At 55.4% G+C, this 11983-nt stretch carries 12 protein-coding genes; 10 read left to right on the forward strand and 2 right to left on the reverse strand.

The genetic code is table 11. The features are described from left to right. Window positions 1-36: 36 nt before the first annotated feature. On the reverse strand, window positions 37-786 hold the full coding sequence (gene mpaA / locus ACN28R_RS07050) for a murein tripeptide amidase MpaA (RefSeq protein ID WP_095834013.1): 750 nt from the start codon (window positions 784-786) through the stop codon (window positions 37-39). Window positions 787-961: 175 nt separating this feature from the next. Between mpaA and ACN28R_RS07055 the strand changes: the two genes are divergently transcribed. Continuing rightward, window positions 962-2578, forward strand: coding sequence for a peptide ABC transporter substrate-binding protein (locus ACN28R_RS07055; protein ID WP_048638768.1), 1617 nt, complete (start codon window positions 962-964; stop codon window positions 2576-2578). A gap of 198 nt (window positions 2579-2776) precedes the next feature. Then, window positions 2777-3760 carry a zinc transporter ZntB gene (zntB, locus tag ACN28R_RS07060; protein ID WP_095834014.1) on the forward strand — a complete coding sequence of 328 codons (984 nt, stop codon included), beginning with the start codon at window positions 2777-2779 and terminating at the stop codon, window positions 3758-3760. 368 nt (window positions 3761-4128) lie between these two features. On the opposite strand, the gene ACN28R_RS07065 is transcribed toward zntB, so the two are convergent. Beyond that, window positions 4129-4917 carry an amino acid ABC transporter ATP-binding protein gene (locus ACN28R_RS07065; RefSeq protein WP_095834015.1) on the reverse strand — a complete coding sequence of 263 codons (789 nt, stop codon included), beginning with the start codon at window positions 4915-4917 and terminating at the stop codon, window positions 4129-4131. Window positions 4918-5330: 413 nt separating this feature from the next. Here ACN28R_RS07065 and ACN28R_RS07070 point away from each other — a divergent pair, with 413 nt between their 5' ends. From ACN28R_RS07070 to ACN28R_RS07105, 8 genes are all read left to right on the forward strand, one after another. Beyond that, window positions 5331-6554, forward strand: a complete 1224-nt coding sequence (locus ACN28R_RS07070) for an aminotransferase-like domain-containing protein (protein ID WP_095834016.1) — start codon at window positions 5331-5333, stop codon at window positions 6552-6554. Next, window positions 6551-7192: a glutathione S-transferase family protein gene (locus ACN28R_RS07075; protein ID WP_095834017.1), complete on the forward strand. Its 642-nt coding sequence runs from the start codon at window positions 6551-6553 to the stop codon at window positions 7190-7192. The genes ACN28R_RS07070 and ACN28R_RS07075 overlap by 4 nt, the downstream gene beginning before the upstream one ends. A gap of 336 nt (window positions 7193-7528) precedes the next feature. Further along, window positions 7529-8212: a DUF1847 domain-containing protein gene (locus tag ACN28R_RS07080; RefSeq protein WP_095835754.1), complete on the forward strand. Its 684-nt coding sequence runs from the start codon at window positions 7529-7531 to the stop codon at window positions 8210-8212. A 7-nt stretch (window positions 8213-8219) separates the two neighbouring features. Beyond that, a complete protein-coding gene (locus ACN28R_RS07085) occupies window positions 8220-9113 on the forward strand; it encodes a transporter substrate-binding domain-containing protein (RefSeq protein WP_095834018.1) in 894 nt (297 codons plus the stop codon). After that, window positions 9110-9973 carry a transporter substrate-binding domain-containing protein gene (locus ACN28R_RS07090; protein WP_095834019.1) on the forward strand — a complete coding sequence of 288 codons (864 nt, stop codon included), beginning with the start codon at window positions 9110-9112 and terminating at the stop codon, window positions 9971-9973. Before ACN28R_RS07085 ends, ACN28R_RS07090 begins: the two co-directional genes overlap by 4 nt. Window positions 9974-10004: 31 nt before the next feature. Beyond that, entirely contained in the window at window positions 10005-10760 is a 756-nt protein-coding gene (locus ACN28R_RS07095) for an amino acid ABC transporter permease (RefSeq protein WP_095834020.1), read from the forward strand. Further along, complete coding sequence (locus ACN28R_RS07100; RefSeq protein ID WP_095834021.1) at window positions 10750-11571, forward strand: amino acid ABC transporter permease; 822 nt, start codon at window positions 10750-10752, stop codon at window positions 11569-11571. The genes ACN28R_RS07095 and ACN28R_RS07100 overlap by 11 nt, the downstream gene beginning before the upstream one ends. Before the next feature lie 126 nt (window positions 11572-11697). Next, window positions 11698-11937: a hypothetical protein gene (locus tag ACN28R_RS07105; protein WP_095834022.1), complete on the forward strand. Its 240-nt coding sequence runs from the start codon at window positions 11698-11700 to the stop codon at window positions 11935-11937. Window positions 11938-11983 lie beyond the last annotated feature (46 nt).

The raw sequence follows: 11983 nt of genomic DNA on the forward strand, positions 1-11983 counted from the left end.
CGTCCTCTAATTACTTACAGGTTATTAACATGCTGCTCAGTTTAAGGCAGTATCGGCAACATTGATATCAAAATTATGACATAGCAATGCGGTCATTGCGTCGAGGTAACGTTCGCTGGCGGCGTCTACCGATATCGGCGGCAGTTCCGCAGTCACACACGGCAACATCCGATTGGCGCACCAACTGCCGAAGGAGCCGGGGGTGTCGTAACCTACACCGGTTACTAACGGTAAATCGAATTGTCGTGCCAGCCATTGCCCCAATTCCGAACTCAGCGGATCGTCAATACAGGCGAGCGGCTCATGAAAAGAGACAACCCAGGCGGGATTAAGTTTCTCAACCAATCCGCACAGCGCCTTTGTTTCAGGTTCCGACGAGGGAGCCGCCCCGGTGGACAGCGTCACGTCGCGTTCGTCGGCGTCGCTGTTCCAGCGGTATACGGTATTGCCCGACTGCCAGTTCTCCGCGGGGAAGTTACGATTAAGATCGACGCCGTTGGCATTCGCCCGTAACCCTAACTGACAACCATCGGGATTAATGGTCAGAACCACATGGTGCCGGCGTTGCCCAGGCAATAAGGTTCGCAACGCACAAGACAGCGTCACGATGGATGCGCTTTCATCGCCGTGTGTGCCGGCAATAATCAGCCCGCTGTTCCGCCCCGGCAGCTCGGCCGGAAAATAGAGCAATGGCGCCCCCAACAGTGATTTCCCATAAGGCTCACCCAGCGAAGGAAGAGGGCCTCGTAGATGGCGAGCCCGCAGGGCGATAGTGTCATTTCCCATTTGTTTGCCTATCAATGTCTTTAACTTTTTTCATCATAACGGCTGAGATTGAAAATAGCACCTCTGATGCGGATTGAGCTAAATACGACAATATGAACGTAACCCCTGGTCGCATCGCGCATTTTCTGACTATTATATTATTCAGTAACTTCATCATTATCTGAGATAAATCACTATGGGACATGGTCATTCTGCATTATATGCCGCGCTGTTCGCGGTCGTGGCCGGGAGCGCCGCCGCAGCGCAAGTTCCGGCTGGGACCCAGTTAGCAGAAAAACAGGAAATTGTGCGTCACATCAAAGATGAGCCGGCATCGTTAGATCCGATAAAAGCGGTGGGCCTGCCGGAAGCGCAGGTTTCGCGGGATCTGTTTGAAGGGCTGGTCAATCAGGACGAACATGGCAATATCGTTCCAGGCGTCGCGCAACGCTGGCAAACCAGCGATAACCGCACTTTCATGTTTACCTTACGTAATGATGCGCGCTGGTCCAACGGCGACCCGGTTACGGCAAAGGATTTTGTCTATAGCTGGCGCCGCTTGGTCGCGCCGGAAAACTCCTCGACTTTCGCCTGGTTTGCCCGTTTGGCCGGGATTGTCAATGCCGATCAAATCATTGACGGCAAATTGCCCGCCGATCAGTTGGGGGTAACGGCGGTTGATGACCATACGCTGAAGGTGCAGCTCAGCAGGCCGGTGCCTTATTTTGTCAGCCTGGCCGCTAATTTCAGCCTGTTTCCGGTTCATCAGGCGACCATAGAAAAATATGGCAACGACTGGACAAAACCCGGCAACCTGGTGGGAAACGGCGCATTTAAACTGCAACAGCGGGTGGTAAACGAAAAACTGGTGCTGGCGCCAAACGAATATTATTGGGACCACGCCAATACCCAATTAACCAAAGTGACTTTCGTTCCCATTAATCAGGAGTCGAATGCGACGAAACGCTATTTGGCCGGCGATATTGATATCACCGAGTCATTTCCTAAAAACATGTACCAGAAGCTGCTGAAAGATTTGCCCGGTCAGGTTTATACGCCGGAACAGTTGGGAACCTATTACTACGCATTTAACACCCAGCGGGCGCCGACGAGCGATGTGCGCGTGAGAAAAGCGCTCTCTTATGCGATCGATCGAAAAATTATCGCGGAAAAAGTCTTGGGAACCGGTGAAAAACCGGCTTATCACTTTACGCCTGATGTGACCGCCGGATTTAAACCGACGGAAAGTCTGTTGCAGCAATATTCGCAGGCCGAGTTGGATGCGCAGGCCAAGGCGTTGATGTCCGCCGCCGGCTACGGACCCGGCAAGCCGCTGAAATTGTCGCTGCTCTATAATTCATCGGAAAGCCATCAGAAGATCGCCGTTGCCATCGCCTCGATGTGGAAAACAAAATTAGGCGTCGATGTAAAATTATCCAATCAGGAGTGGCAGACCTATATTGACAGCCGCAACAGCGGTAATTTTGACGTGGTACGGGCGTCCTGGGTTGGGGATTACAACGAAGCGTCCACTTTCCTGTCGTTATTAACCTCCCAGCACAGCGGTAATCTGGCACGTTTTAAAAACGCCGATTACGATAAGCTGCTGGACGAGGCCAGTAATCAGACCAATGCGCGGGCGTTGAATGACGATTACAATAGAGCCGAGCAAATTCTGATGGAAGAGGCGCCTATCGCGCCAATCTATCAGTACACCAACGGCCGTTTGATTAAGCCCTGGGTTAAAGGTTACCCCATCACCAACCCTGAAGACGTGGCATACAGCCACATGCTCTATATCATTAAGCACTAAATCAAAGACCGTTCGACCGGTCTCTCGGCTTCATCCTCCGCATGGGACGTGAAGCCGGGCTTCTCTCTTTCCGGCAATGACAACCCAGATGCTGTAAGGTCGTATTGGTGTTTATTGTGGCTGTGACGCTGTTTGTTTGGTTTAGAAAAATGATTGTTCAGATGTATCGGAAGTAATGAATCATCACCGGAGGCAAGCGTGGAACCCTTTAAAGGAAAAGAACTACAACATACCGGTGCTGTTTATGCGTATCAGTTGAACGGCGACGGCGGGATCGCGCCGATAATCGATGATGACGTGGTAACCAGCACGAAACCTTGCTGGCTGCATCTCGACTCTACGCAACGCGATAGTGCGGACTGGCTGACGGAAACCAGCCTGGTACCGGATAGCGTACGGGATGCGCTGTTGGGAGAAAGCGTGCGCCCCAGAGTCACCCGGTTGGGCGAGGGGACGATGATTACGCTGCGCAGCATTAATCGCAATGAAAATGCGCGGCCGGATCAATTGGTCGCTTTGCGGGTTTTCATTACGGATAGCCTGATCATTTCTACCCGGCGGCGAAAACTGGCGGCCATTGATGAAGTGCTGGACGATCTGAAAGAGGGTCATGGCCCTACCGATAGCGGAAGCTGGCTGGTTTCCATTGCGGAAGCGCTGACCGACCACGCCAGTGATTTTATCGATGATTTACATGAAAGTATCATCGCGCTGGAAGAGGACCTACTGGAGCAGAAAACGCCGCAGCAGGGCGAGCTGGCGCTGATCCGCAAGCAGTTAATTGTATTACGGCGTTATATGACGCCTCAGCGAGATGTATTTTCTCGTCTTTCGGTGGAGAAGTTTCCCTGGATGCAGGATGACGACCGGCGCAGAATGCAGGAAATCGCCGACAGATTAGGCCGCGGACTGGAAGATTTGGATGCCAGTATCGCACGCACGACGGTGCTATCAGACGAAGTCACCACGCTGATGACGGATGCGATGAACCGGCGGACCTATACGATGTCGCTTCTGGCGATGGTTTTTCTGCCCACAACCTTTTTAACCGGCTTATTTGGTGTCAACTTGGGCGGCATTCCCGGCAACAATTCCTCGCTGGGATTCATCACGTTTTGTGTAATGTTGGTGGGATTGGTGGTAGGCGTTGCCTGGTGGTTAAAACGCAGTAAATGGTTATGAATGTCTGATAATGGTTATTGTGTAACACGTCACAGAAGTCTGGCAATTACGCGAAAAAGAACGGCGATATTGAGCAATATCAACATTTTTCATGCTGCTGTACGGCACTATCACTGACGCAGGTGAATGCAACGTCAAGCGATGGGCGTTGCGCTCCATATTGTCTTACTTCCTTTTTTGAATTACTGCATAGCACAATTGATTCACACCATGCCGACGTTTTCGTCGGCATTTTTTTGTGTGCGTCTCGGCCGACTGCCGTCGTGGCGTAGGGAACCGGAGACGCTATCCACTTCCGCAAGGTCATACGCTGAAACTCCACGGACAAGAAGCGGCGAGCGGCAACTCAGCAACGGATAGGTATGCCCTCAACTGCTCAACGCATTGATAAAAGCGTGGGTGCGCAGATTTTGCGGATGACGAAATACTTGCTCCGGCGTGCCCTGTTCTATAATCAGGCCGTGTTCGGTAAACACGACGCGGTCGCTGACCTCCTGGGCGAAGCGCATTTCATGAGTGACCAGGATGCAAGTCATCCCTTCGCCAATCAGCTCGCGGATCACCGCCAGCACTTCGCCGACGGTTTCAGGATCCAGCGCCGAGGTTACCTCATCGAATAGCACCAGTTCCGGATCCATTGTCAGAGTTCGGGCGATGGCCACCCGCTGTTGCTGGCCGCCTGACAGTTCGCCGGGGTAGTTGTTGGCCTTGTTTTCCAGCCGCACGCGCGCCAGTAACGCCACGGCGCGCGCTTTCACCAGATCTTTGGGCTGACGCAGAATACGGATGGGCGCAATCATCAGATTTTCCAGAACAGTAAGATGAGGGAACAGGTTGTATTGCTGGAACACAAAGCCGATGCGTTTACGCAAGGCGATGCGCTCGCTTTCATTTTTCAACTGATGCACGCCGGTATCGCCGATGAAAATCTCCCCCTGATGCGGGGTGACCAGCCCGTTGATGCAGCGCAGGATCGACGATTTCCCCGAACCAGAGGGGCCGATGATAGTCAGCGCTTCCCCCTGGGAAACCTGCAAATCGATGCCTTGCAGCACCGGGGTATTGCCTAGCGTCAGGTGGACATCATGAATTCGTACCAGGGGCCAGGCGGTGTTCACCTGCGGATTGCTCTGGACTGATAGCGGCATAGACATCATAAAGTCAACTCCTGTATATATTCCAACGATACCGGACGGTATGCGGCAGAGCGTGGTAATAGCGGCAGGTCATCCTGGTGGTAAGTCCGGCTGCGGGCTAGCCTGTACCCCCCTGCGGACGAAAATAAAATCAAAAGATACCAGAATTAATTAAATGGGAATTAAAAGTGAAAGCGAAATGCTTAATTCGCCTTTGATTAGTTTTAAATTAAATATACTCGCCAAACGCCAGTCAATTCGCTTACCAGCCGGAACACTGTCTTTCCTTTTTTCTCCCACGGTTGCGGGTCTATTATTCATTGCCGCCGCTCGACGTTATTCGGTAAGTGCAATTCAATAGCTGTTATATTTATTTGTGAGAAAAAATAGATTGTTATAAGAACAGGTATTCGCAGCTATTCAGGAATGAAAAAATGAATGCCATACCGTTCGATCCCCGCGCGCTGTTTCGCACCGGTTTGCCAGAGCCTACGCCCGTTTGGCAGGGCATGGCGGACATCACTTTTAATGCCGGGCATAACGCGCCGGAGCTAATCCCGCTGGAGGGGCTAGTCAGCGCGGCACAGAGCGCCATCCGGCGCGAAGGGCGCAGCCTGGCGATTTACAATCAGGGCCACGGGGCGCAGGGCAATGAGAATCTGCGCCGTTTTGTCAGCCAGAAGCTGGCGACGCGCGGCATCACGACGGATATCGACGATATTCTCATCACTTCCGGCTCCGGGCCGGCGCTGGATCTGGTGAACAATTTGCTGCTGACTGCGGGCGATACCGTGCTGGTGGAAGCTTTCTCCTACGCTGGGGCGCTGCGTAAACTGCGCGGCCGCCAGGTGAATATCGTTGCTATTCCGCTGGATGAGGAGGGAATTCGCATTGATGCTCTGGAGACGATCCTCGAAGAGCTGTCGCAGCGCGGCGTGACGCCGAAGTTTATCTATACCATTCCTACCGTGCAGAATCCCACCGGCGCGATCCTCGGGCTGACGCGGCGGCATCAGTTGCTACAACTGGCGGCGCGCTACCGCACTCTGATCGTCGAGGATGAATGCTATGCCGATATTGTCTGGCAGGGCAATGAGGCGCCGCCGGCTCTGTATGCGCTGAGTCCCCAGCAGGTGATCCACGTCGGCTCTTTTTCCAAAACGCTGGCCCCGGCGGTGCGCGTGGCTTATCTGAGCGCGTCGCCGGTTATTCTGCGCCATCTGGTGTCGCTAAAAACCGATGGCGGCACCGGCGCGCTCGACCAGATCATCGTCGCGGAGTATTTTGCCAGCCACTTTGACGCACATATTCAGCGCCTGCGCACCACGCTGGCGCGCAAACTGGCGGTGCTGACGGCGGCGGTGCGGCAGGAACTGGGCGATAGCGTCAGGTTATGGTTGCCGAAGGGCGGTATTTTCCTGTGGCTGGCGCTGCCCGCGGGAGTGGATACCCGCACGCTGGTGGAGCCCGCGGCGGCGGTCGGCGTGGCGTTTAATCCGGGGCCGGACTGGGCGGTTGACGGCGACGCGGCGCAAAACTGGCTGCGCCTGTGCTTCGCGCTAGAGAGCGAATCGCAGATCCGCACCGGCGTCGCCCGGCTGGCCGGCGTATTGCGCCAGCATCCCTTGCTGGCCGATGCGCAGGGAGTCAGCGCATGATCGATCTCTATAGCTGGAATACGCCTAACGGGCGTAAGGTCTCGATTCTGCTGGAAGAGCTGGCGCTGCCTTATCGGGTGCACGCTGTCGATATCGGCAAGGGCGAGCAGCACAGCGAGGCATTTCGCGCCATTAGCCCGAACGGTAAAATTCCGGCGATTGTGGATAGCGACAGCGGCCTGGCGTTGATGGAGTCCGGCGCCATTCTGATCTATCTGGCGGATAAAACCGGCCGTTTTCTCGCTTCGCAAGGCGACGATCGCTATCGCACCCTGCAGTGGTTGATGTGGCAGATGGGCGGCTTCGGTCCCATGCTTGGTCAGGCGCACCATTTTCTGCACTACTTTCCCGGTAAGTCCGCCTATGCGGAACAACGCTATCACGACGAGGCGCAGCGGCTGTATGGCGTGCTGAATCGGCATCTCGCCGGGCGCCAGATCGTGGCGGAGGACTATTCCATCGCCGATATTGCGCTGTGGCCGTGGGTGGCGCGCTTTCACTACCAGCGCATCAATCTGAATGATTACCCACACGTGCGTGACTGGTATTTGCGTCTGGCCGGTCGGCCCGCGATTCAGCGCGGTTACCAAGTGCCGGATTTCAGCGGCGATATTCCGTTGCCGGATATTGACGGCTGAATTGCCCGGTTATAATTATGTTAAGGAATTGATATATTTTTACCGGGTGAAATAAGCGCTGCGATAAACCGTAACGTTATTTCCCACATGGATAAAATTATGAGCCAAACGACAATATCGAATAATTAATTGCGTATTTTTTAATAGGACTATTTGGCATAGTTAATTCTCTATTATTACATAGCGGTCTGGGCTTTTAGCACCGCGTCTGCACAGCAGCATATCTATTTATTGCCATATTTATACTATCTAAATGTAGAATCATTGGTTTCCAACGCCAGCATTTCCCCTTTATTTTGTAAGGAATACTCACGCTATATTTTATGGAGCGGTTTGGTGGCTAATAAATTTAGCTGTACAGAATGTAATTTCCTCAATTGCTATCGCCATGACAGCGACTTTCCGCGCAAGTGTCTGACTACCGCGCCGCAGGGCGACGATCTGCTGCAGGAGAGCCTGACCAGATACGCCGGCGATGAGTCGGTGAAGAAGATCATGCTGGCAGCCGCGCAGGTGGAGGGACAGTACTACGGCCAACTAACGCGGGTGGAAGAGATCATTGTTTTCGCTAAAAAGATTGGCGCGCGCAAAATCGGCATCGCTTCCTGCGCCGGTCTGATTCAGGAGAACCGTATCTTCGCCGATATCCTGCGCGCTAATGGCCTGCAGGCATTCGGCGTGCTGTGTAAAGTCGGGGCGCAGGACAAGTGCGAGGTCGGCATTGAAGACCGGGATAAGATTCGGCCCGGTCAGTATGAGGCCATGTGTAACCCCATCATGCAGGCGGAATTATGCAATAAGGAAAAAACGGATTTGAACGTGATTAGCGGCCTGTGCGTCGGCCATGACTCGTTATTTATTAAACATTCGGAGGCGCCGGTCACTTACCTGATCGTTAAAGATCGGGTGCTGGCGCATAACCCGATCGGCGCGCTGAACACCAGCCACTCTTATTATAGCCGGGTGATGGCGGGGGTTCGGCTGAATGAGGAAGATCAGGCTCTGGCAATAAGGAAATAACTACCTGATGGATAATAAATATTTTCGCAACGTCGTGTCGCTTAAGCGGATTTTACCGCTCATGCTGGCGCTATCGCCGGGCGTGGCGCAGGCCGACGCCACGCTGGATAAAATCCAGTCCCGCGGCAAGATCGCTATCGGGGTGATGATCAACGGCGGGGATTTTGGCTCAATTGACCCGGCAACTAAACAGTTGACCGGCTGGAATCCGGAATTGGCGCGCCGCCTGGCCAACGATTTAGGCGTTGAAGTGGAGCTGGTGCCGGTACAAACCGCCACCCGCGCCCAGTTTTTAATCGCCGGTAGGGTGGATTTACTGATTGCCTCCATGGAGCTGAATGCGGAGCGCGCGCAGAGCCTCGGCTATGCGCCGACGCCGTTTTATCGCGTGGGCGGCACCGCTCTGACGCTGCGCAACAGCGGCATCAGCCGCTGGGAGGATTTACGCGGTAAAACCGTCTGCGTTTCCCAGGGCAGCAGCTTTACCCGGCCGCTGGCCGCCGACTATGGCGCGCTGCCGAAAGGTTATAAGAGCTCGTCCGATTCGCTGCTGGCGCTGAGAGGCGGCCAGTGCGTAGCGGCGGTACATGACTCCACTTTGCTGCAGCCGCTGGTGCGCAAGGGCGGCGAATGGGCGGACTACCACGCGCCGATTGCCGAAGAGATCCTTCCGGCTGACTCGGTAGTGTGGACGCGCAAAGGCGAGACCGACACCATCGCCGCCGTCGATCGGGTGGTGCAGACCTGGCACCGCAGCGGCTGGCTGCTCGAAACGGAAAAGCGGTTGGGCATTACGCCGCCGCAGCCGGCGCTTCAGGAACTGCATAAAAAATTTAGCGCCGTCAGCCCCGCGACAAACGCTGGCGCACCGGAATCACTGACGAAAGTACAAAAACTATGAAAAAAATCTTTTTTTTGCGCGCGGTACTGGCAGTCACGCTATTGCCGCTGGTTTCTTCACTCAGTCTGGCGGATGCCACGCTCGATAAGATCAAAGCGCGCGGCAAACTGGTGGTGGGGGTGGATGGGGCGTCTCCGCCGTTTGGTTTGCTCGATCAGAAAACCGGCAAGATCGGCGGCTTTCAGACCGATCTGGGGCAGGATATCGCGCAGCGGCTGGGTGTGACGTTGGAAGTGGTACCAGTCACCGCCTCGACGCGCGTGCAGTTTCTGCAGTCCGGCAAGGTTGATCTGCTGATCGCCAATATTCAGTGGACCCAGGAGCGCAGCGAGGCGCTGAGCTATGCGTCGACGCCCTATAATCTGGTCGGCGGAGCGGCGATCGTGTCTAAAGAGAGCAGCGTCAAGAGCTGGGCGGATTTAAAGGGCAAGGTGGCCTGCGTTTCTCAGGGCAGTAACTTCACTCGTCCATTGCAGGAGTATGGCGCGACCGTCAAAGGCCTGCGCGGCATTCCCGAATCGCTGCTGGCGCTGAAGGGCGGCGCCTGCGACGCGTCGGTGCATATCTCGCCCGCCATGCATCTGGTGCTGGAAGGGCCGAGCGCGTCGCAGTGGCAGGACTACCGGCTAGCAACGCCCGACCCGTTGATCCCGTCGCCGACCGTGATCTGGACCCGGCGCGGCGAAGCCGATACCCGAAAGTTCGTTGATAATGTGATCCGAGACTGGCACCGTTCCGGCTCTCTGCTGCGCCTGGGGCAGCATTATGGCGTGCCGGACGAGTATTTCCGCGCCGCCAACGCCAAAGCGCAGCGAGGCGAATTCGACGCCGCGCCGCCGGAGCCGGAGCCGACTTTCTGAGTTCGGTTCGCGTAGCAAGGAGGATGAGACGATGTATTCTGGGCAGTTGATTGACGCTTTCCTGACCGGGTTGGTGGGGTTTTTTAAACCACTGGGCCTGAACTATGCATTTGTACTGGACCCCGTTGACCGGGCCGCGTTTTTGAGCGGCATGGGCGTATCCCTTGAACTTTGTTTGCTGACTATTCCGTTCAGCCTGCTGATGGGGGTGCTCATCGCAGCGGCGCTCACCAGCCAGATGCGCTGGCTGACCGCGCCGGTCAGCGCTTTTGTCGAACTGGTGCGTAATACGCCGACGCTAGTGCAGCTGTATTGCGCCTTTCTGGTGCTCAATATGCTGATTACCCAGCATATCAGTCAGGGCAGCAACCCGATATCGCCGTTGATGTGGGTCGTGTTAGTGGTGTCGGTGCATAAGGCAGTGTTCCATGCCGAAGCGCTGCGCGCCGGCATTGAGGCGGTGGCGCCGGTTACGCTGGAGGCCGCCCGCGCCATGGCCTTCAGCCGACGGCAAATCTTCTGGTATATGCAACTGCCGTTAGCCGTGCGTTTTTCTCTGCCGGCGCTCGTCAATAATCTGGTGGATCTGGTTAAAATGACGGCCATCGCCTCGGCCATCGCCGTTGGCGACGTGACCTATCAGTCGATTATGATCTGGTCGCAGCGCGACAACGTACTGGAGCTAATCTTACTGATTCTGGTCTACTTTGCCGTGCTGACCTGGCTGGTCAGCGTCGCCGGGCGATGGCTGGAAAACCGCCTGAGGATGCCGGGCTATGGTCAATGATATCGTGGTGAAAAGTATCGCGCGGCCGGGCAAATGCCGCACGCTTATCGGCGCCGTGCTGTCTGATTTCTGGGCGATCGCGCTGCTGGCGATTGTGGCGGTCAATCTGCTGCTGGCAAACGCCGACAGCGCGCCGTTTGCCGTGACCCAGCTATGGCGCTGGCTGCCGGCGCTGTTTCAAGGGATAAGCGTCAACATCGTCATTAGCGCGCTGGCCATGCTGTTGGGCACGCTGCTGGGCGTGGCGGTGGGCGGCCTGTCGCTGGCGCCCTCGCGCCTGTTGCGCACGCTGACCCGGCTCTGGGTGCAGATTTTTCGCAACGCGCCGGTGCTGGTACTGATTTATTTCACCACCTATGTGTTTCCCTTCGAAATCGTTTTTCTGCACTGGTATATCCCTTTCCCCGATTGGGTTAAGGTGGTGATTGGACTTGGCCTGCCGGCCAGCGCCATCATCGCGGAGATTTTTCGCGGTGCGGTGCAGTCCATCCCCAGCGCCCAGTGGGAAACCGCGCAGTCGATGGCTTTTAGCCGTAATCAGATTTTTCGCTACGTCATTCTGCCGCAGTGCGTGCGCCGGATGCTGCCGCCGTGGATGAATGTGTATGCCAGCATCACCATGAGTACCTCGCTGGCTTCGCTGGTCGGCGTGCATGACGTGGTGGATATGGCCACTATTGCCAGTAATACCGTGGCGCGGGTTGATTTCACCATTCTGGTTTACTTCACGCTGCTGCTGTTTTTTTTCTACTATTGTTACCCGATCGCCCGCATGACTCGCCTGTTGGAAAAGCGTCTGATCGGGCGTTGAATCTCTCAGACGAGCGGTTGGCGCGACGACGGGATAAATCCAGGCTTGACGCCGCCGAGCGACGAAGGTTCGCCTCTTATCAGTAGAACGCATCAGGCGTTTTTTGTGCTTTCCCTCTCAGCTTCTATGCTTAATAGACTGGCGCTGGTTTCGACAGCCAGTCTCATCGGCATTTCAGTAGCTGGATTTGACGCCAATTCATCCAACACCGAGGAGAAAGATATGTATATTCAGAGCGCGGCTGAATATCCGCTTGTTGATACGATCCCTACCGACCCGATTCCTATCCCGGATCCGTTGCCCAAACCGCCGCCGATCCCCGATCCAGACCCGAAACCGATTATCGATCCGCCGCCATACCGGTGACGAACACGGTCATGCACTGTCGGTGCCTATTGGAGAGATGCCCGCC

It is taken from the genome of Brenneria goodwinii (genome assembly GCF_002291445.1).
In the GTDB taxonomy this organism is placed as follows: Bacteria; Pseudomonadota; Gammaproteobacteria; order Enterobacterales; family Enterobacteriaceae; genus Brenneria; species Brenneria goodwinii.